Here is a 20,340-nt window from a genome sequence, read left to right as displayed (position 1 = left end):
CGCCGGACGGCAACCGGGCCGTCGTACCGGACGGCAACCGGGCCGCCGTACCGGACCGCACGCCGGGTCGTCATGTCGGGCCGCACCGCGCGGGCAGCGCAAGGCCCGGTCCACGGCGGCAGCGCGTGGACCGGGCCGGCCGAGGCGGGTCGCCTCGGTGGTCCTTCTTACGAGAGGGCCTTCATGGGCTGCCACCCGCCGGTGCCCACGACCTCCGGAGCGCCGGTGAGACCGGTCCTGCGGCCCGGGATGAACTCGAGGCCCGCCGTGGTGTTGGCCGTGGTGGTCCACAGGTCCGGCACACCGTCGCCGTTCGAGTCGCCGGAGGCCGTGATCAAGGGCCTGGCGGCAGTGGTCCAGCCGGTGGCGTACGCGGTGCGGTTGGCATCGGAGGCCAGGGACGCGGGGTCGGTGCCTCCGTCCGGGGTGCCGTCGCCGTCGGCGTCCCCGTTGCTCCGTCCGTGGTAGAGCCACACCGCCCCGTTGGCGGTGTCGCGGACCACCAGGTCGGTGAAGCCGTCGCCGTCGACGTCGCCCGGCGACGCCAGTTGCCGGGTGCTCCACCCCGCGGACCCGATCGGGTAGCCCGGCTGGACCGTCCCGCCGGTGTACCCCGGCAGGAACCAGAGCTGGTCACCGATGACCGCGAGGAAGTCGGGGTTGGACGACTCCTCACCGGCCGACACGTCCCCGACCGACACGATCTGCTTGATGGTCCTCGGGTCCAGGGCCACGTCGGTCTCCGGGTCCGCGAAGAAGTAGACCTCCTGCCGGGTGTCGTCGGTGAACTGCCCCAGCCCGTCGTTCGGGTAGAGCCAGAGCTTGCCGTCGGGCTTCCGTGCGACCAGGTCCTCGTAGTAGTCCTCGGTCCAGTCGCCCCGGTGGGTCAGCAGGGCGCCGCTCCAGTCCGCGGCGGAGTTCTGCAGCACCATGGGCTCGACCCGGCCGTTGCCGGTGCCGGCGTACATCCTCAGCTTGCTCGACCCGTCGACGGCGAACATGTCGGGCAGGCCGTCGCCGTTGACGTCTCCGGGCCTGTCCACGACACCGGGGCTCTTCGCGTAGAACTTGTACGGGAAGACGGGGCCCGCGTTCTTGCCCGCGTCGAACGCCTGGACGTACAGCGTGTGCGGGCCCGGGGTGAGCGGAGTGATCCTGACCGAGGCGCTTCCGCCCGCGGCGGCCGGCTTCACGGCGTTGGCGGGCGGCGTGCGGTCCAGGCCCCACCGGTACTCGACGATGTCCTTCTCACCCCCCGCTCCGAGGATGAACTCGCCCTCGGTACGCGCCAGGGCGCCCTCTTCGTCCTCGGGGAAGAGGCCGCCCACCGAGGTCACGGTCGGCAGCGCGGAGGGGGCGGTCGGGTCGAACCCGAAGCGGCAGCCGGAGGCACCCTGCGTCGGTGTCCAGTCGGAGGCGAAATTCGCGTCCGCGACGTCCTCGACCTGGGCCTTCCAGGAGAACTGGCCGTTGCTCGCGCCCCGGTGCTGGTTCAGCAGGGCCTTGGGAACGACGATGCGGGCCTGCACGCCCTTGGAGTCATTCGCCAGGACGGTCTTGCGGACCTTCTTGTCGAAGATGATCCCCGGGGCCACGTCGTGCTTGCCGGTCGCCCAGAGGTGGAACTGCACGTTGACGTCGCCGCCGTCCGGGTCCCAGACCTGGGCGGCCAGGGTCACGTCGGTGTTGCCGAGGGTGACGAATCCGCTGCCGTTGCCGCATTCGTTGGCACCGACCTTCGTGCTGGGCGAAGTGTCCAGCGCCCAGGCCGCCTTGGGCAGCCGGTTGAAGTCCACGATCAGCTTGGCGTCCGGCTTGAACTTCTTCCAGCTGTACGGGTCCCTGGCGTCCTCCGAGCTCTGCGGCGCGCGCAGCCCGAAGGTGATGTTCGTCCACTTGCCCGCCGCGGCCTTGGCCGCCGCGTCCTTGGCCGTGAAGTCCACGGGCTTGTCGGAGCACCCGACGCTTTCGTTGCCGTGGGCGTAGTCCTGCCGGTCCTGGCGGGTGGACTGGGCGGGCTGCTTGTTCCAGGTTGTGGCGGAGGAGATGCCCCCGGTCAGATACAGCTCGACCGGCTTGGGGGTGCACGACCAGGAGTGGGTCTGGGTGATCTGGAACTGCGCGTCCACGACCTTCACGCCGGCCAGGAACGTGGAGTCGACGCGGAAGTACGACCGGGCGGTCCCGCCCGTCGAGGACTCGTACCCGACGCGCGCCTCTCCGGTGGTTCCCCCGCTCCAACCGGTGCCGTTCCAGTAGCTGTCGTTGGGGTGCGGCTTGTAGGCGATGGTCCACGCCTGGCGGTTACCGGTCATCCGGGGATCGATGTAGACCGGGAACGTGGTCTCCGGCGAGTTGAGCAGCTCCTGGTCGGGCTTGAGGGTCAGCCGCTCCGCGGACACCTCGACCTCGACGGTGCTGCTGTTCGTGCCGGGCGTCAGGTCGGTCGGAGTCTCGGCCGGCGGGCCGGTCCTGACGGCGCTCCGGGCGCCGGACCGCGCGGGAGCGGCGGCCTGCGCGCCGGAGGAGTCCCACATCCGGGCGGTGGAGGTGGCGAACACCGTCTGACCGGCCGGGTTCAGCGCGGTGAGCGTGCCCGCCGCGGGGTCCTGCTTCATGGTGAGACCGTCCGCCCGCAGCCCGAAGTCGAGTTCGGCGAGGTCGGGGTTGTCCGCGGCTTCGGCGGTCTTGACGATGAGGGCCTGGCTGAAGCCGTCGACGCTCGCGGCGACGGCGAGATCGACCCCGGGCAGCACCTCGGGGTAGGTCGCGGTCGAGCCGTCGAGCACAGGAGCCGGCAGAGGTTTCGGCCAGCTGAGGGAGAGATCGCGACCTTGGTCGGTCAGCGTGACCAGCGGTCCGCTGCCGCCTGCGGAGAAGGTCACCTTCCCGGCTGCCGCCTTCGGGGCGACGCGGCCGGCGACCTCGGTCAGGGTGGTGTCGATCGGCGTCCATACGCCTTCACGCTTGACCCGTACCGGAACGGTGTGCTGTGTGCGGCGGAGGTTTCCGTTCGGCAGGGCGTAGGTCTCGCTGGTGCTGGACCGCTCGGCCGTCAATTCGACCGGCTCGCCAGTGAGTTTCGCTCTTGCGAAGGCACTTTCCTCCGCGCTGACGGCCTTGGAGACCGATCCGCGTTCCGACTGCCCGGCCGCGGATGCGGCAGTGACGCCTATGGGCGCAAGGCTCAATGAGCTGCCGACCACCACTGCGGCCAGCGCCATTCGGACAGCACGGTGCGTCGGTCTCTTTCTCACCGTGGATATGTGTGGCATGAGCAAAGCCCCCCAGGACTCCCTGATCAACTGCAATGTCGGGCGAAGAGTACACGTCGGAGGAGTGCAGCCTTTGCGGAAGGTTGACCAATCACAGCCATTCTCTGGGTTGGTTCTTGACTTGCAGTCAACTTGAGCCTCCACCTAATGTCACCCCGTTCGTGTGATCCGTGACGTAAGGTAAGGAAGACTGGTGCGGGAACTACTGCAACATTTGCGCTATTTGGGGCACTGGCACAGATCCGTGTCCTTGGTTACCTCCTTGGTGCTGCTGATCACCTTTGTGCCGAATGATCCCGCCGTAGCGGGCACAGGAAAGGCCCGGCTGGCCGAGCTGGAGCGCGAACGCTCCGTTCCGGGCCGCGACTTCGCGGCCGAGCGCCCCCGCGTCAGGAACGACGCCGCCAAGGACTGGATACCCTCCGCCGCCGCGCCCCCCGTGGGCGACTTCACCGTCCAGGTGACGCCCCAGGGGGGAACGAGCGGCTCACCGGCGGCTCGCACGTCCCAGGGTGCCGCCCTCGGGAAAGCCCTCGGCGCCGCCCCGGGGAAGGCCTTCGGCTCACAGGCTCCCGCCCTCGGCGACCCGCCCGTCAGACTGCGGGAGGTCTCCACGAAGCAGGCCGCGAAGGCCCGTACCACCACCGCCGTGACCAAGACCCCGGCGCAGGTGGGTACGGCGGCCGAGATCGAGATCAAGGACCGTGCCACCGCCCGGAAGGCGGGCGTCGAAGGGCTCCTGTTCACCGCGGCCCCCGCGCGGACCGAAACGGCCCCGGCGGCGTCGGGAGCCGTCGAGGTCGAGCTGGACTACGCGGCGGTCAAGGACGTCTACGGTGGCGACTGGGGCTCACGCCTGCGCCTGGTCCAGCTTCCCGCGTGTGCGTTGACCACGCCGGAGAAGCCCGAGTGCCGGTCCAGGACCGAGCTGGACGGCTCCAACGACGCGGCAGCGCACACCGTCAGCGCCACCGTCGATCTCCGGCAGGCGAAGGCCGCCCGCGCCGCGGCCCCGATGGTCCTGGCCGCCTCGGCCGCCGCGTCGGGTCCCGGGGGCAGCCACGAGGCCACCTCGCTGTCGCCGACCGGTTCCTGGATGGCGGGCAGCTCCTCCGGTGGCTTCGCCTGGTCCTACCCGGTGGAGGCCCCCGAGGTCCCCGGCGGTCCGCAGCCCGAGATCGAGCTGTCGTACTCCTCGCAGAGCGTGGACGGCCGTACGGCCTCCACCAACAGCCAGTCCTCCTGGATCGCGGAGGGCTGGGACTACGAGCCCGGCTTCATCGAGCGGCGCTTCCGCTCCTGCGCCGACGACAAGGGCAAGGTCGACGGGAAGGCCCCGAACAACAGCGGTGAGACCGCCGACCTGTGCTGGGGCTCCGACCACGTGGTGATGTCGCTCGGCGGCTCCTCCACCGAACTGGTCAAGAAGGACGGCACGGAGAACGGCAAGGAGGAGTGGCGTCCGGCAGACGACGACGGCAGCAAGCTGGAACGCAGGACCGGTGCGGACAACGGCGCCAAGGACGGTGAGTACTGGATCCTCACCGGCACCGACGGTGTGCAGTACCACTTCGGCCTCGACAAGCTGCCCGGCGCGACCACCCAGCGCACCAATTCCGCGCTGACCGTGCCGGTGTTCGGCAACCACCCCGACGAGCCCTGCCACGCCTCCACCTTCGCGGCCTCCGACTGCGCCCAGGCGTACCGCTGGAACCTGGACTACGTCACCGACCCTCTCGGTGACGCCATGACCCTGTGGTGGAACAAGGAGACCAACTACTACGGCCAGCACATGAAGGCCGACCAGCAGATCTCCTACACCCGCGCCGCCCACCTGGCCCGGATCGACTACGGGCAGCGCGCGAGCGACCTGTTCGGGCGGCTGCCGGCCGGGCGGGTCAACTTCACCACCACCGAGCGCTGCATACCCGTCGCCGGCTTCGACTGCGCGGCGAGCAAGCGGACCCCCGCCAACGCCAAGTACTGGCCCGACACCCCCCTCGACCAGGAGTGCGCCTCCGGGGCGAAGTGCACGGACAAGTACTCACCCACGTTCTGGTCGACCAAGCGTCTGGTGAGGATCGGCACCCAGGTCCTGTCCGGCTCGGCTCTCACCGACGTCGACTCCTGGGACCTGGAGCAGAAGTTCCCGCCCACCGGTGACGGCTCGTCCCCGGCCCTGTGGCTGGAGTCCATCACCCGTACCGGTCACGGTGCCGGGGGCAGTGCCGCCATGCCGAAGGTGACCTTCGCGGGCACGCAGATGGACAACCGGGTCGACGGCATCGAGGGACTGCCGCCGTTCTCCCGGCTGCGCGTCCACGCCATCGACACCGAGACCGGCGGACGCATCGGCGTCACCTACTCGCCCCGCGAGTGCCAGGTGCTGGCACCGCGGAAGATGCCCGCGTCGCCCGAGAGCAACACGCTGCGCTGCTACCCGCAGTACTGGACGCCGAAGGGCGCCCTGAATCCGGTCCAGGACTGGTTCCACAAGTACGTCGTCGAGCAGGTCCGCGAGGACGACCTGGTCACCGACGCACCGGACAAGGTCACCTCGTACGAGTACCTCGGCTCTCCCGCCTGGGCCTACGACGACGGGGAGTTCACCGAGAACAAGCAGCGCACGTGGTCGCAGTACCGCGGTTACGAGCGGGTGCGCACCCGCCTGGGGTCGGGCGACGACGTCAAGCAGCTCACCGAGGACCGCTACTTCCGCGGTATGCACGGTGACAAGATGCCCACCGGCACGCGCACCGCGGCGGTCGTGGACTCCCGCGGCGGCAGCGCTCCAGACCTCGGGCACCTCCAGGGCCAGCCGCGTGAGCACATCGAGTACGCCTCCGACGGCGGCTCCGTCGACTCCTCGGTCCTGACCACCGCCTGGGCGGTCCGGACGGCCACCCGGGCCAGGCCGGGCACCACCGCCCTGGAAGCGTGGATGGCGCGCCCGGAGACCGTCTCGACCCGTGAGCGGGTCAAGGGCGAGACGTGGCGCACCTCCACCGAGACCACCACGTACGACGCCTACGGGCTGCCGCGCCAGGTGGACGAGACGACGCCGGGCGGCAAACGCAGGTGCGCGGTCACCTCGTACGCCCGCAACACCGCTCTGCACCTGCTGGAGTCGGTGTCCCGCGAACTGACCACCCTGGGCGCCTGCGGCACCAGCGGCGGCAAGGTCGTCGAGGATAACCGCACGCTCTACGACAACCTCGCCTTCGGGGCCGCTCCGGTCAAGGGTCTGCCGACCGAGGTGCAGGAGCTCAACGCGAAGGGCGACGGGTACATCACCGTCGACCGGACCGCGTACGACATCCACGGCCGTGAGACGGAGACCTGGGACGCCGAGAACCGCAGGACCTCGGTCGTCAACACGCCGCTCACCCATGCCCGCCCGGTCAAGACGGTCACGACCGATCCGCTCGGCCACACCGAGACCACGGAGTTCGACGCCGTCCGTGGCCTGCCGGTCAAGGAGTCGGACGCCAACAGCAAGTCGGCGACCATGCAGTACGACCCGCTGGGCCGGCTGCTGAAGGTCTGGGAGATCGACCGGGACCCGGCCACCCAGACACCGACGGCCACCTACGACTACGCCGTCCGCCGCGACGGTCCCACGGTCGTCACCAACCGGATGCTCAAGGACAACGGCGAGTACGCGGTCTCCTACGAGATCATGGACGGCCTGCTGCGTGAGCGGCAGACCCAGGACGAGGCGGTGGACGGACCGGGCCGCATCGTCAGCGACACGTTCTACGACTCGGCCGGCCGCCGATGGAAGACCAACGACGGATACTTCCACTCCGCCGAGCCGGAGGCGAAGCTCCTGGAGGTCGGTGACAACGAGGTCCCCTCGCAGAACCGCACCACGTTCGACGGCATGGGCGATCCTGTTGCGGAGATCACCTACCACCGGGGCAACGAGAAGTTCCGTACCAGCACCGAGCGCGACGGTGACGTCTCCACCGCCGTCCCGCCCAAGGGCGACACGGTCACCGCGACCTTCAACGACGCCGAGGGCCGTACCGAGCGGATCAGGGAGTACACGAACACCGCGCGCACGACCTGGCGCGACACCTCCTACGAGTACGACGACTTCGACAACGTCGTGAAGGTCACCGCCCCGGGTGGAGCGGAGACCCTCTTCGAGTACGACGGGCGGGGGCGACAGGTCTCGCTGACCGACCCTGACGGCGGCAAGACCGTCATCGCCTACGACGACGCGGACAACGTCGTCTCGACGACCGACCCGCGCAACAACGTCCTGGTCACCACCCGCGACGCCGGCGGCCGTCCGACCTCCCTGCGGGTGGGCAGCGACACCGGTCCCAAGCGGATCGAGTGGACCTACGACACGCTCGGCAAGGGTCTGCCCACCGCGGCGGTCCGCTTCGAGAACGGCCGCGAGTACCGCGAGGAGGTCACGGCCTACGACAGCGCGTACCGTGTCAAGACGGCCAAGACCGTCATCCCGGCGGAGGAGACCGGGCTGGGCGGCACCTACGAGTACAAGTACGGCTACACCCCCACCGGCAATCTGGCCTTCGTCCAGCCGCCCGGCGTGGGCGGACTCGTGGGCGAGACGATCGTCTTCCGGTACAACTCGGACGACCTCCCCATCTCGATCGGCGGCACGGCGTCCTACCTCAACGACGTCAAGTACTCGGCGTTCGGTGAGGTCCTGCGCACGGACGCGGGAGTCGCGGGCAGGAAGGTCTACGGGACCCACCTGTACGACGAGTTCACCCGCCGCCTCACCGAGTCCAGCTTCGACCGGTCGGTGAACCCGGGCCACATCGGCGCCACGCGGTACGCGTACGACGATGCCGGGAACGTCACCCGGATCAAGGACACGCCGGGCGCGGCCGCGCCGGACAGCGGCAAGACCGACACCCAGTGCTTCGTCTACAACCAGCTCCGGCAGATGACGTCGGCCTGGACGGCGAAGGACGACTGCCAGGCTCCCGCGTCCAAGGACACCGTCGCAGGGCCGGACCCCTACTGGCAGACGTACGCCTTCGACGAGGCGGGCAACCGCAAGCAGCTCGTCGACAAGGACACCACCGGCGACACCGCCAAGGACGTCACGCGGACCTACACCTACGGCAAGCCGGGGGTCGGAGGGCCCAACGCCCTCGCCGATGTCACGTCGACGGGTCCCGGTGGCACCCGGGTCCAGTCCTTCGGCTACGACGAGGCCGGCAACACCACCAGCCGGCAGCACAACGGGGTCACGCAGACCCTGGAGTGGAACGTCGAGGGGGATCTCGCCTCGGTGTCCGAGCCGGCGGGGAGCGGCGTCAAGAAGACGTCCTACCTCTACGGGGCGGACGGCGGGCGGCTGATCCGCTCGGCGTCCGACGGCAGTAAGACGCTCTACCTGGGCGAGGCGGAGCTGAAGGTCAGTGCCGACGGCACGACCAAGACGGCCGAGCGCTTCTACCCCCACCCCGACGGCTCCACGACGGTGCGCTCCACGGGGGGCGGGCGGCAGCTCGTGCTGGCCGACCACCACGGTTCGTCGAACACCACGGTCGACATGGCGGGCGTCGGGATGAGCGTCACCCGCCGCAAGCTGATGCCGTTCGGTGAGCACCGGGGAGCCCAGCCGTCGACCTGGCCGGGGTCGCGCGGCTTCGTGGGCGGCACGGTCGACGAGGACACCGGCCTCACCCGGCTCGGTGCTCGCGACTACGACCCCGTGACCGGGCGGTTCCTCGCCATCGACCCGCTGGTCGACTACGGCGAGCCCGCCACCATCAACCCCTACGCCTACAGCAACAACGCCCCGGCGACGTTCTCCGACGCCAGCGGGCTCTTCTGGCCCATCGTGATCGTGATCGGTCTCCGCGCGGCACAGATCGCCGCGCGCAAGGCCGCCCAGCGACGACTGGCGCAGGAGGCTCTGCGCAAGAAGCTCGCGGAGCAGGCCCGGAAGAAGTTGGCGGCACAGAAGCGGGCCGAGGCGGAGGCCCGTAAGCGGGCCAAGGCGAAGGCGGACCGCGAAGCCGCGGAGAGGCGCGCGGCGCAGAAGCGCGCCGCGGCGAAGAAGGCGGCCCAGAAGCGGGCCGCGGAGAAGCGGGCGGCGCAACGCCGGTCGGCGGCCCAGGCCAAGATCAGGTCTCAGCGCGCGGCCGCCAAACGAGAGGCGGCCAAGCGGGCGTCGGCTCGCCGGGCGGCGGCACGGCCCAAGCCGAGGCCGCGGCCCCGGAGCCAGCCCAGGCCCAGGATCAAGCCCTCCCAGGCGAAGAAGCCGGCACAGAAGACGGTGCGCAAGGCGGCCCGGGAGACGAAGTCCGAGGCCAAGGAACAGGCCGGGGAGGCTGCCCAGGAGAAGACCGCGGAGTGGAGCGAGGGACAGGAGGACCCCGCTTCAGCGGCCCGATACGCACGTGACCTGCAGGGTCAGGAGGAGAAGGGCAAGCACCCCGCCTACACTGGTGGCTTCGATCCCAGTGATCCCAGCCGCGTGTTCGTCGGTTGTTCGTCCAACCCCACCAACTGCGCGGAAGAGGACGTGGAGAGACAGGTGGGCAGAGGCCCGGCCGCTGTCGTCTTCACCAAGGCGTTCGGATGGCGTGCCAAGAAGTGGGTGGAGATCCCCATCTGCGTGAGGTGCCAGGCCCGCTACAAGCGCAGTCAGTTCCCGCCGGACGCCACCTACGACAAGGGCGGGGCCTGGTCGGAGTGATCAACGAGAACAGGATGGTCGACCGGTGAGCAGGAATCTGGCCGAGGTGGAGATCACCCGTTGGGCCTGGGAGGAATTCCGGACCATGGGCGACCGGTCCGCCGGTGTGCCCGACGCACTGCGCCGCTTGATGGCGGCCTCGGACGAGGATGAGGCCATGGCGGCCTACTGGGACCTGGAGAACGTCGTCGTGGTGCAGGGCCAACTGCACAGCGCCGCCCTTCCCACGGTTTCCGTCCTGCTCGCGGGGCTCCTCGACGATCTGTCCGCCGATGCCCGCGACCTCGTCCTGGAACTCCTCCAGCAGATCGTCATGGGCGAGTCGGACCGGGACGAGGTCGCCCTCGGCAACCCCGAACTCGGTGCACGGTGCAGGGAGGCCGCGCGCACGGGCCTCTGGCTCGTCTACCGGGAGCTGGGGACGCGGCGCCGGGAAACGGCGGAAGTGATCTTGGAGCGGATCGAGGACGACAAGCCGAGGATCGCCGCGTACATGGCGAGTATCCGAGGCAAGTAGCCGAGACACCGCACCGGCCGGCATACCGGGCCGCCGGGGACCGTCCCATCCGACGGTCCCCGGCGGGCGGCGCCAGGAGGAGCAGCAGCCATGATCAGCACGTTCGAACAGCTATTCGCCGCGAATCGTCGGCACACAGAGGAGGAACGCCGACGACAGGAGCTCGTCCTCCACGATGCCGGTGACGCCGATCCCGGACGGGGTCCGATAGACCTGGCCGGCGGCGTCGTCCTGATACGGCGGCCACCGGCTCCCCAGGGCGAAGCCGTGGACAGCTGACCGCGGCGGCGAGCGAACCGCACAGGCCCCCCGCCCCGTCGTCGACGGGGCGGGGGGCCTGTGCCGTGGTCCTGAGGGCGGACCGTCGCCTCAGGCCTTGTGCTCCTTGGGCCTTGCTCCTCAGGCCTTGTGCTGCATCGACGAGCGGGCCGGGTTGCCCTGGTCGGCCGCCTTCGGGTCCTTCTCGCCGGCCTTCGCGCGGACGCCCTCTTCGATGCGCTTGCCGATGGTGCTGTCGATGTTCGACCAGTACTGGAACGCCCGCTGGAGCACCGGCTCGGTCACGCCGTTCAGCAGGTGGCCGACCACGTTGTCCACCAGTCGGCCCCGTGCCGCGTCGTCCAGGACCTCGCGGACCATCGTGCCCGCCTGGCCCCAGTCGTCGTCCTCGGCGTGGTCGACGTACGCCGCCCGGGTGATGTCACCGTCCGCGTACCAGCTCGGCGGCGTCCCGTAGCGCGCCGTGTCCGCCTCCGGGCCGCCCTTGGAGTTCGGGGCGTAGACCGGGTCGCTGGTCTTCCGGTACGCCATCGCCCCGTCCTTGGAGTACGTGTGCACCGGGGCGACGGGGGCGTTCACGGGGAGCTGCTGGTAGTTGCCGCCGATGCGGTAGCGGTGCGCGTCGGCGTAGGAGAACAGCCGCCCCAGGAGCATCCGGTCCGGGCTCGGGCCGATGCCGGGGACGAAGTTGTTCGGCTGGAACGCCGCCTGCTCGATCTCGGCGTGGTTGTCCGTGGGGTTGCGGTCCAGCGTCATCCGGCCGACCTCGATCAGCGGGTAGTCGGCGTGCGGCCACACCTTGGTCAGGTCGAACGGGTTGAACCGGTAGTCCTTCGCCTCCTCGTACGGCATGACCTGGACCTTCAGCGTCCAGCTCGGGTACTCGCCGTCGCGGATGTGCTCGAACAGATCACGCGTGTGGTAATCCGTGTCCGCGGAGGCCATCTGGTCGGCCTCGTCCTGCGTGAACGTCTCGATGCCCTGGTCGGTCTTGAAGTGGTACTTCACCCAGAACCGCTGGCCCGCCTCGTTGATCCACATGTACGTGTGCGAGGTGTAGCCGTTCATGTGGCGCCAGGTGCGCGGGATGCCCCGGTCCCCCATCAGCCAGGTGACCTGGTGGGCCGACTCCGGCGACAGCGTCCAGAAGTCCCACTGCATGTCGTGGTCGCGGAGGTTGTTGTCCGCCCGGCGTTTCTGGGACCGGATGAAGTGCTGGAACTTCATCGGGTCCTTCACGAAGAACACGGGGGTGTTGTTGCCCACCATGTCGTAGTTGCCTTCGCTGGTGTAGAACTTCACCGCGAAGCCGCGCGGGTCCCGCCAGGTGTCCGGGCTGCCCCGCTCCCCGGCGACGGTGGAGAACCGGATGACCAGGTCGGTCGTCGTGCCGGGCTGGAAGAGCGCGGCCTTCGTGTACGCGGAGACGTCCGAGGTCACCTCGAACTTCCCGAAGGCCCCGCTGCCCTTGGCGTGCGGCTGACGCTCGGGGATCCGTTCGCGGTTGAACTGGGCCATCTGCTCGATCAGGTACGAGTCCTGGAGCAGGATCGGCCCTCCCGGGCCGACGGTGAGCGAATGCTCGTCGCTCTCCACCGGGGCACCGGAGTCGGAGGTGGTCGGCTTGCGCGAGGTGTCGGTCATGTCGTCATTTCCTCTTGTTTGTCTTCCGCAGACGTGTCGGCGATGGCTCCTGCTACGGCTGCCCTACTGACCCTCTGCCAATGTAGGCAGACAAGGACGAATCGACCCGTCGAGGGCGAGGGCGAGACAGGGCACGCTTCGAGATGCCGGGCCGGGGCGCCGGGCCGGGTCAGCGCGTTCGCCGGCCCGTGACCACGCGGTAGAGCAGCAGAACGATCACCGATCCGGCAATGGCGGCGATCCACGTCGACACGCTGAAGAAGCCGTCGATCGAGTCGACGCCGAAGATCACCTTGCCCAGCCAGCCGCCGAGCAGACCGCCCACGATGCCGATCACGATCGTGAGGAGACAGCCCCCCGGGTCCTTGCCCGGAGTCAGCGCCTTGGCGATGAGCCCCGCGAACAGGCCGATGAGGATCCAGGCGATGATGCTCACGAAAGTCTCCCTCTACGTTGCCGGCGTACAGGCACCCGCGTGGCGCCCGGCCCCCTCCGCGTATCCCCGTAGCAGAAGCTCACACATGGGCCGGGCACGGCCGCCGCCCCAGGGCTCCGTCATTAGCCGCCACGCGTTACGCCGGACGGGGCCACGCGTTACGCCGGACGGGGAAGCCCCCGGGCGCCTGGGAGCCCGGAGGGCCGCAGGACCTTCGGGGGGGCGGCTCAGTCCAGGACCGCAGTCGCCTCGATCTCGACCAGATGCTCCGGTACGTCGAGTGCCGCGACGCCCACCAGCGTGCCCGGCGGGACCGGGGTGACGCCCAGCTTCGCCGCCGCCCGGGCCGCGCCCTCCAGGAACCGCGGCATCTTGTCGGGCGTCCAGTCGACGACGTACACCGTCAGCTTCACCACGTCCTCGAAGGAGCCCCCGGCCGCGGCCAGGGCGGTCCCGATGTTGAGGTAGCACCGCTCCACCTGGGCGGCGAGGTCGCCCTCACCGACCGTGGTGCCGTCCGCGTCCCAGGCGACCTGCCCGGCGATGAAGACGAGCTGCGAGCCCGTCGCGATGGCGACCTGCCGGTACACGCCGACCTTGGGCAGCCCCTCGGGGTCCAGCAGAGTGATGGCCATGTTCCGCGCCTCCTCGTGAACAAACTGATGGTCTCTTGTGGTTACTCAGGAACCGTAGGAGAGTCAGCGCTGACGTGGAAGAACGCACTTTCGGGTGACGGAGGAACCTCATGGTGACCAAGCAGTTCAGCGGCTCGCCCGACGAGACGGACCTCCGCCGCGCGGACTCCCTGGCGCGGGAGATCTTCTCGGACGTCGCCAACAAATGGGCGCTCCTGATCATCGAATCCCTCGGTGACCGCACCCTGCGCTTCAGCGAGGTGCTGAAGGAGGTCGACGGCATCAGCCACAAGATGCTCACCCAGAACCTGCGCATGCTGGAGCGCAACGGCCTGGTCGAACGGACCGTGTACCCCACCGTGCCACCCAAGGTCGAGTACACCCTCACCGAGCCGGGCCAGGGCCTGCGGGACACGGTCCACCTGATGTGCGACTGGACCCAGCAGCACCTCGGCCATATCGAGGAGGCCCGAGGCCGGTTCCCGGGCTGAGCCCGGCCCGGCGCGGCGCCGACGGCCTGGTTCGACCATGTGATGACTGTTCGACGCAACGTATCGGCCCTGCCGTGCGTCTTCAGGAGCGTGATGGATTTCCTGGACCCGTTCGGTGAGGACGGCCCCGCGGACGACGAAGTGACCGTACGGCCCGGCCCGTTGTGGCGCCATGCCCTGTGGGCGCTGGGCGTCGCCGCCCTCGGGGTGGGCCTGGGCTGGGCGGGCTCGCTGTTCCGCCTCGGCCCGGACGACTACGGGCTGCTCGCCGCCGCCCCGGGGTCACCCTGGACCTACCTCGGCGTCTGGGCCGCCACCGGCCTGGCGGTGACGACCGTGCTGCGGGTCGCGGCGGCCAAGGTGCCGGTCCCCTCCCCGGGCACGATCGCCGTCATCCTCCTCCTCGTGGGCACCCGCCTCTCCCTGGGCTGGCGCCCGGAGACGCCGGAGCTCGCCGCGATGGCGGCCGGTGCGCTGGTCCTGGCGGGCATCTGGGCGGGCATCGCGCTGCGCAACGGGAGCAGGGCCGAAGTCCAGCCGTGACCGCAGGGCTGCCGCACTCAGGCGCAGAGAGTCTCGGGCACGGACAGATGGGCATCGGCGGTCAGGACAGCATCAGTTCAGGGCGAATGTCGGTCAGGACGTCCGGGTACTCAAGACGGACGGCCAGCGCGGAGAGCCGGTCGTATTCATCCCGCTTCAGCGTGAGCCCGAACGAGTTCACCGTGTTGACGAGATGGTCGATGGCGATCTCCGGCTCGTCATTCGCCGCAAGTTCACGCATCGACCGAAGCGCTACAACGCTGATGCCCCGTTCGTCGGCCTGCAGTTGGAGCGAGCCGACCACTTGCACGAGGATGAATCCCGCGTAGTAGTCCATGACATGAACCATTCCCAGGATGTGCGACACGCCGACGGGATGAGTAAGACATCAGTCCAGCGTCTGGACCAGCTCGCTGCGGGTGGCGGTATGGACGACCCGGCCCCGCGCCCCGTTGACGATCGGCAGGTACGGCGGAACGTGCCCGCACTCCACATCGGCGAGGATCGGCACGTTCAGGGAGCCGAGCGCGTCGAGCACCGCTTCGTGCTGGGTGAGCGAATCGGTGCCGGGTGCCGAGGTCCGCCCGACGAGGATCGCGTTCGCCGTGTCGAAGAAGCCGGCCAGCCGCATCCCGTGCAGGTTCCGGCAGATGGCGAAGGCGTCGTCGCCACCCGCTTCGACGTATACGAGGAGCCCCTGCGGGGACACGGCCCGCGCGAAGGCGGAGACGTCGAGAAAGGCCGTTCCCGCGAGGTTGCAGAGCATCTCGATACAGCCCCCGATCAGGCGCCCCTCGGCCTCCACGTCCTCGTCGCCGTCCAGCCGGGTCCATCGGCCGGGTGCGTCGAGCGTGTACGTGCGTACGTCGGGCCGGGTGCGGTAGTCGTCCCAGCCCGTGGCCCGGTGGCGGCCGGGAGGTATCTGCGTGAAGTGGTGGCCCGTAGGCGCGGAGACGATGTCGAGCCAGGACAGCAGCCCCTCGGGCACCCGGTAGGGCGTGTCCATGAGGTTGTTGCCGTGCACGGTGGCCGTCCCCGTGAGGAGGGTGAGCGGCGTCATGACGGTCGACAGGTCGGAGAACCCGACCAGCCAGGCCGGCTCGGCCTCACGCAGGCGGTCCCAGTCGAGCAGAGGCAGCAGGTCGATCGCCGTCTCCCCGCCCCAGGGCGGCACCACGGCCCTGATACCGGGATCCGTCAGCATCGCCGTCAGCTCGGCGGCGCGCTCGGCCGCCGGGGCGCTGACGTGGCCGTCGCCGCTCATGCAGTGCCCGACCACCACCTCGTACCCCCGGGCCTCCACCTCACGGATCGCCACGTCGAGGCGCGCCTGAAGCTCTTTCGGGACTCCGCTCGACGGAGAGGTGACGCCGACACGGTCACCGGGACGCAGAGGGCGTGGGTAGCGAACGGACATGCGCCGGATTCTGACAGGCCGAAGATCCCCGGGCACGTGCTTTTCATGGCCTTCCCGAGAGGAATCAGCCGCGCGCGGCCGCTGTCCTCCGACAGGACCGATGAGCAGGGCGGGCCGCTCCCGACGACCGAGGTGGGAGAGGCGCGGTCCGACCCGTCGGCCTGAACGCCTGCCCGCCCGAGCACCCTGCCGCACGAGCGCCTGCCGCATGAGTACCTTCCACCCCCGCCCTGAGTACGACAGCCCCTCCACCACCGCGCCCCGCCCGTGCGAGAGTTCACCCCACGGAGCCGGGGGGCTCCGGTGACGGGTATGTGGGCGATGGGGTGGGGCGAACCATGGATCTGTTCGACGCGGAGCTGGGTGGACGGGACGATCCCGAGGCGGGGGAAGGGCGCGGTTGCTCCTGGGTCACCGTGGTGATCCTCGGGATCTTCGTGTTGCTGGCGGTGCTGGTGCATACGTTCTTCGGGTGGGTGGGGGACCTGTTCTCGGCCGTGTTCTCGTAACGGCACCGCGCGGGATCCCCGGGCGCTCGCCCTCAGCCGCGCCGCCGAGCCTCCACCGCGATACGGGTGTCCTCGGCGATCAGGTCGCCGTTGATCGCGGCCGCCGCCACGAGGCCCCCGGCTGCGGCGCCGATGACCTGTTCGGTGAGGCGGGTGACGTTGCCCGCCGCCCAGACGCCGGGGACCTCCGTCGCGCCGACCGGGTCGGTCGGGACGTACGTACCGATCACCTCACCGCCCATCTCCTGCGGGACCGGGACCAGCCCCAGCGATGCGAGGACGGCCGAACGGGCGGTGAACCGGGCCTGGATCACGAGGGCGTCGCGCGGGATCACCCGGCCGCCCGCCAGGCGTACGCCGGTGAGACGGTCGTCCGTGACCTCCAGCCCCGCCACCTCGCCGTCCACCACGGCCACGTCCCGCGCGGCGAGCTGCTCGTACTCCTCGTCCGTCGGCTCCGGACCCGTGTGGCGGAAAAGGGTGACGTCGTCGGTCCACTGCCGCCACATCAGCGCCTGATGTACGGCGAGGGGGCCGACGGACAACACCCCGACCGGGCGGTCCGCCACCTCGCGCCCGTGGCAGTACGGGCAGTGCAGCACCTCACGCCCCCACCGCTCCGCCAGCCCCGGTACGGCCGGCAGCTCGTCCACGAGCCCCGTCGTCACCAGGAGCCTGCGCGCCTCGACGCTCCGACCGTCCTCCATCACCACCCGGAAGCCGGACTCCTGCTCCCCCTCTCCCTCTCCCGGCAACCTCTCGGCCGAAGCCACCCGCCCCGCGACGATCTCCGCCCCGTACCCGGCCGCCTCGCCGCGTCCGATCGCCAGCAGCTCCCCGGGCGGGGTCGACTCGCGGCCCAGGTAGTTGTGCACATGGGACGCGGGGGCGTTACGGGGCTCCCCCGCGTCGATCACCAGCACCGAGCGCCGGGCCCGCGCCAGGGTCAGCGCCCCGCTCAGGCCGGCCGCCCCGCCTCCCACGATCACCACGTCGTACCGCTGCTGCTTCATGTCGGTCATGCGGACCACCTCCAGTTGGTGGAGATAGTGCACGCAGGCCGACCGGAACGACAAAGACGCTTGCCGAAACAGCAATGTTTACCCGAGGTTGAACTCGCACCACACGATCTTGCCGGGGTTCCGCTCCGCGACCCCCCACTTGTCCGCCAGCGCCCCGACCAGCAGCAGCCCCCGGCCACCCTCGTCCTCCACACCCGGGAGAGCATCCGCCGCCCGGACCCTGCCGTCGCCGCTGTCGCGCAGCTCGACCCGGAGCGCCATCTCCATCCGCTCCAGGAAGATCTGGACCCGGAAGCCACGCCCAGTCGGGACACCGTGCCGGAGAGCGTTGGTCGCCAGTTCGGTTACGCAGAGCAGTACGTCGTGCGCGCGGCTCTCGCCTCGATCGAGCAGGGGCGGCGGGCGCTTCAGTTGGACCTGGCCGTCCGGCTCGATGAACTGCTGCAGACCAAGGGCGCGTTGCGAGTCGCGGTGGAGAAGATCCCCAGGAAAGAGCGCTATCGGGAGCAGCTTCTCCATCTGCGGCGCTGCATGGATCTGCCGTTCGTCACTATTCAGATCATGCCCCGCAACACCCCTCGGCACGCCGGGCTCTCGGGACCGCTCATCCTGCTGGAGACCCCCGACCATGACCAGCTCGCCTACATCAGCGGCCAGCTACGCGCAGAGCTGTACGACGAGCCGGCTGACGTCAGCGCTCTCATGCAGCGGTATGGGATGCTGCGCTCCCAGGCGCTCACCGTCGAGGAGAGCGCCCGGCTACTGGACGCACTGCTTGGAGAAACATGTCCCGCGCAGCACACCCGGCCCCCGACAACACCACCCTCCACTGGTTCAAGTCCAGCTACAGCAACGGTGACGGCGAAGCCTGCGTCGAAGTCGCCGCCCACCCCGCCGCCATCCACATCCGCGACTCCAAGGTGACCGACGGCCCCGTCCTCACCGTCGAGCCCGCCGCCTGGAGCGCCTTCGTGCACAGCGGCACCGCGCTCTGAACCCTCCGCACGCGCACCCGCCCCGCCCCCGGCCCCTCGGCCGGAAACGGGGCGGTTCTCATGGGCGCGGGACGGCCTAGTAGCGCACCCACAGCTCGTACACGCCCGGCTTGGCCGCGTACGGGTTGCAGATGTAGAGCGGGCTCCAGATGTGGGCGGCGGCGCCGGCCGCCCCGGCGGCCTGACACTCCGCCTGTGATGCGTAGTGGCCCCGGATGGTGTAGCCCGAGCCCACGGCGGAGGCGGTGGAGGCCGTGCCGAGGACCATCGCGGCCGCCGCGACTGCCGTGACCGCGAGCGTGGTGATACGTGTACGCATGTCGGTAACTCCGTTTTCAATCAACGCACATGACTGTGCATCAGTGAATGGGTAGAGCCGAACCGATCAGCGCGCGCCGCCAGGAAGAAGCTAGCGAGCGAGGAGCACCCGCACAACAGGTCTGGACCATTAAGGCATCGCATATGCCCCCTGGCCGGAAACCGACGCTTTTCCGCCTACGCGATCGCGCCGCGATCCGTCCGCTCCACCGGGATCCACAGCTCCGCCTCCGCCCGCTTCCCCTCCTCGTACAGCCGCACCCGCAGGATCTCCGGGCCGGGCCGGGAGGCGTACGGGTTCGAGGGGAACCACTGGGTGAACACGTCCCGCCAGAGGCACTGGAGGGCCTGCGGGAACGGGCCCTCGCTTGCGAACACCGCCCAGGAACCGGCCGGTACGTCGAGCGAGTCCAGGTCATCGGGGAGGTTCTGCTGGCCCGTCACCACCGCGTGGTAGTAGGTCAGTTCGGTCCCTTCTGCCCGGCTCGGGTCGAGCTGGTCGCTCACGCCGACCAGCCCGGCCGGCTCCTGGTCGGAGAGGGCCGCGATACGGTCCAGCTCCTCCCGCCCGATGCCACGGATGAACTCCGCGATGGCCTGATTCGGCCCCTCGTGGATCAGCGGGACGCGTGCCCGCCTCCCCACCACCCGGAACGCTTCCTTCTCCACCAGCCTGTAACGCATGGCACTGCTCCCTTCGACGACGAGTCGGAAGGTCAGGCGTTGCTGGGACCGCAGAACCGCACCGCTCCGCCGGGCCTCACCCGGTCCGACGCCGTGCACGGCACGGAAGGCGCGGGCGAAGCCCTCCCCCGTGTCGTAGCCGTACCGCACGGCCACGTCCAGCAGCGTCCGGTCCGGGTCGCCGAGCACCTCGGCGCCCGCGAGGGTCATACGGCGCCGGCGGATGTACTCCGCCAGCGGTACGCCCGCCAGTGCGGAGAACATCCGGCGGAAGTGGTACTCCGAAGTCATCGCGATACGCGCCAGCTCTGCGGCTTCGATGCGCTCACCGAGATGCGACTCGATGTACTCCATGGCCTCGTTCAGTCGGTCCAGCAACCTTGTCCCGCCTTCCTTTCCCGTTCACCGTAGGAAGGGACCAGCCTGCCGGACCCGACCGTCCGTGCCCGGATCGGTCGGTCGGGAGGGAGGGAGGGAGGGAGGGAATGCCGGGCATGCGAAAGGCGGCCCACCCGGTTCTTCCCGGGGGGCCGCCTGTAAACGGTGACTGTGTCTCTGTCTGTCGGCTCAGTTGAAGCGGGCGTCGGAGAGGGTCGTGGTCACCGTGCCCGCGGTGGAGGAGGTCGTCTCCGCCGCGCCGTCGACCACCTTGCCGAGCTCGCTGACGTTGTCCAGCGCGCCCAGGCTGATCGGCGGCTCGGCCGCGTGGGCCGTGTCCCCGCCTCCGGGGTGCGGGGCGATGGCGGCGATGACCGCTCCGGTGGCGAGGGTGACGGCGGCGAGAACGCTTCGCTTCTTCATGACGGGTTCAACGGCTCAGCCCCTGGAAAGGGCACGCCCTGAATTCGCGCCCTGAGTTTCCGGGGTGCCGGACGTGCCCG

At 69.8% G+C, this 20,340-nt stretch carries 18 protein-coding genes and 1 pseudogene; 8 read left to right on the top strand and 11 right to left on the bottom strand.

The window, feature by feature from the left end:
- Positions 1-167 precede the first annotated feature (167 nt).
- The gene (locus tag ACFWRT_RS14730; protein WP_380950886.1) at positions 168-3,059 is read right to left on the bottom strand and encodes a VCBS repeat-containing protein; all 2,892 of its coding nucleotides are present in this window, start codon (positions 3,057-3,059) and stop codon (positions 168-170) included.
- Between the two features lie 499 nt (positions 3,060-3,558).
- Between ACFWRT_RS14730 and ACFWRT_RS14725 the strand changes: the two genes are divergently transcribed.
- From ACFWRT_RS14725 to ACFWRT_RS14715, 3 genes are all read left to right on the top strand, one after another.
- Entirely contained in the window at positions 3,559-9,969 is a 6,411-nt protein-coding gene (locus ACFWRT_RS14725) for an RHS repeat domain-containing protein (RefSeq protein ID WP_380950887.1), read from the top strand.
- Positions 9,970-9,994: 25 nt separating this feature from the next.
- Positions 9,995-10,486 (top strand): hypothetical protein, encoded by a 492-nt coding sequence (locus ACFWRT_RS14720; protein ID WP_380950888.1) that lies wholly within the window; start codon positions 9,995-9,997, stop codon positions 10,484-10,486.
- A 90-nt stretch (positions 10,487-10,576) separates the two neighbouring features.
- On the top strand, positions 10,577-10,765 hold the full coding sequence (locus tag ACFWRT_RS14715; protein ID WP_380950889.1) for a DUF6191 domain-containing protein: 189 nt from the start codon (positions 10,577-10,579) through the stop codon (positions 10,763-10,765).
- 120 nt (positions 10,766-10,885) lie between these two features.
- Here the strand turns inward: ACFWRT_RS14715 and ACFWRT_RS14710 are convergent, their stop codons facing one another.
- The 3 genes from ACFWRT_RS14710 to ACFWRT_RS14700 all read right to left on the bottom strand — a co-directional run bounded on the left by ACFWRT_RS14710 (position 10,886) and on the right by ACFWRT_RS14700 (position 13,480).
- A complete protein-coding gene (locus ACFWRT_RS14710; RefSeq protein ID WP_380950890.1) occupies positions 10,886-12,409 on the bottom strand; it encodes a catalase in 1,524 nt (507 codons plus the stop codon).
- Between the two features lie 169 nt (positions 12,410-12,578).
- On the bottom strand, positions 12,579-12,845 hold the full coding sequence (locus ACFWRT_RS14705) for a GlsB/YeaQ/YmgE family stress response membrane protein (protein ID WP_380950891.1): 267 nt from the start codon (positions 12,843-12,845) through the stop codon (positions 12,579-12,581).
- A gap of 227 nt (positions 12,846-13,072) precedes the next feature.
- Positions 13,073-13,480 (bottom strand): RidA family protein, encoded by a 408-nt coding sequence (locus ACFWRT_RS14700; RefSeq protein ID WP_380950892.1) that lies wholly within the window; start codon positions 13,478-13,480, stop codon positions 13,073-13,075.
- A 110-nt stretch (positions 13,481-13,590) separates the two neighbouring features.
- On the opposite strand from ACFWRT_RS14700, the gene ACFWRT_RS14695 reads away from it, so the two are divergent.
- Together ACFWRT_RS14695 and ACFWRT_RS14690 are read left to right on the top strand one after the other, a co-directional pair.
- Positions 13,591-13,971 carry a winged helix-turn-helix transcriptional regulator gene (locus ACFWRT_RS14695; protein WP_380950893.1) on the top strand — a complete coding sequence of 127 codons (381 nt, stop codon included), beginning with the start codon at positions 13,591-13,593 and terminating at the stop codon, positions 13,969-13,971.
- Positions 13,972-14,064: 93 nt separating this feature from the next.
- Entirely contained in the window at positions 14,065-14,514 is a 450-nt protein-coding gene (locus ACFWRT_RS14690) for a hypothetical protein (protein ID WP_380950894.1), read from the top strand.
- A gap of 61 nt (positions 14,515-14,575) precedes the next feature.
- On the opposite strand, the gene ACFWRT_RS14685 is transcribed toward ACFWRT_RS14690, so the two are convergent.
- Entirely contained in the window at positions 14,576-14,851 is a 276-nt protein-coding gene (locus tag ACFWRT_RS14685; protein WP_380950895.1) for a hypothetical protein, read from the bottom strand.
- Between the two features lie 51 nt (positions 14,852-14,902).
- Positions 14,903-15,931, bottom strand: a complete 1,029-nt coding sequence (locus ACFWRT_RS14680; RefSeq protein ID WP_380950896.1) for a S66 family peptidase — start codon at positions 15,929-15,931, stop codon at positions 14,903-14,905.
- Positions 15,932-16,269: 338 nt separating this feature from the next.
- On the opposite strand from ACFWRT_RS14680, the gene ACFWRT_RS14675 reads away from it, so the two are divergent.
- Positions 16,270-16,440: a hypothetical protein gene (locus tag ACFWRT_RS14675; RefSeq protein WP_380950898.1), complete on the top strand. Its 171-nt coding sequence runs from the start codon at positions 16,270-16,272 to the stop codon at positions 16,438-16,440.
- Between the two features lie 32 nt (positions 16,441-16,472).
- On the opposite strand, the gene ACFWRT_RS14670 is transcribed toward ACFWRT_RS14675, so the two are convergent.
- Positions 16,473-17,453, bottom strand: coding sequence for an NAD(P)/FAD-dependent oxidoreductase (locus ACFWRT_RS14670; protein ID WP_380950998.1), 981 nt, complete (start codon positions 17,451-17,453; stop codon positions 16,473-16,475).
- Positions 17,454-17,540: 87 nt separating this feature from the next.
- Positions 17,541-17,981, bottom strand: coding sequence for an ATP-binding protein (locus ACFWRT_RS14665; protein ID WP_380950899.1), 441 nt, complete (start codon positions 17,979-17,981; stop codon positions 17,541-17,543).
- On the opposite strand from ACFWRT_RS14665, the pseudogene ACFWRT_RS14660 reads away from it, so the two are divergent.
- Positions 17,934-18,170, top strand: a pseudogene (locus tag ACFWRT_RS14660) (Scr1 family TA system antitoxin-like transcriptional regulator); the annotation flags it as partial. The gene ACFWRT_RS14665 and the pseudogene ACFWRT_RS14660 sit on opposite strands and share 48 nt — an antisense overlap.
- A 77-nt stretch (positions 18,171-18,247) precedes the next feature.
- Positions 18,248-18,457, top strand: a complete 210-nt coding sequence (locus ACFWRT_RS14655; RefSeq protein ID WP_380950900.1) for a DUF397 domain-containing protein — start codon at positions 18,248-18,250, stop codon at positions 18,455-18,457.
- A 76-nt stretch (positions 18,458-18,533) separates the two neighbouring features.
- On the opposite strand, the gene ACFWRT_RS14650 is transcribed toward ACFWRT_RS14655, so the two are convergent.
- The 3 genes from ACFWRT_RS14650 to ACFWRT_RS14640 form a co-directional block, all read right to left on the bottom strand.
- Positions 18,534-18,776, bottom strand: a complete 243-nt coding sequence (locus ACFWRT_RS14650) for a hypothetical protein (RefSeq protein WP_380950901.1) — start codon at positions 18,774-18,776, stop codon at positions 18,534-18,536.
- A 176-nt stretch (positions 18,777-18,952) separates the two neighbouring features.
- A complete protein-coding gene (locus ACFWRT_RS14645) occupies positions 18,953-19,837 on the bottom strand; it encodes an AraC family transcriptional regulator (protein WP_380950902.1) in 885 nt (294 codons plus the stop codon).
- 189 nt (positions 19,838-20,026) lie between these two features.
- Positions 20,027-20,260, bottom strand: a complete 234-nt coding sequence (locus tag ACFWRT_RS14640) for a hypothetical protein (protein WP_380950903.1) — start codon at positions 20,258-20,260, stop codon at positions 20,027-20,029.
- Positions 20,261-20,340: the final 80 nt, after the last annotated feature.

Origin of the sequence: Streptomyces cyaneofuscatus (genome assembly GCF_042718795.1) — a bacterium.
In the GTDB taxonomy this organism is placed as follows: domain Bacteria; phylum Actinomycetota; class Actinomycetes; order Streptomycetales; family Streptomycetaceae; genus Streptomyces; species Streptomyces cyaneofuscatus_A.
This window is presented reverse-complemented; position numbering and strand designations above follow the sequence as displayed.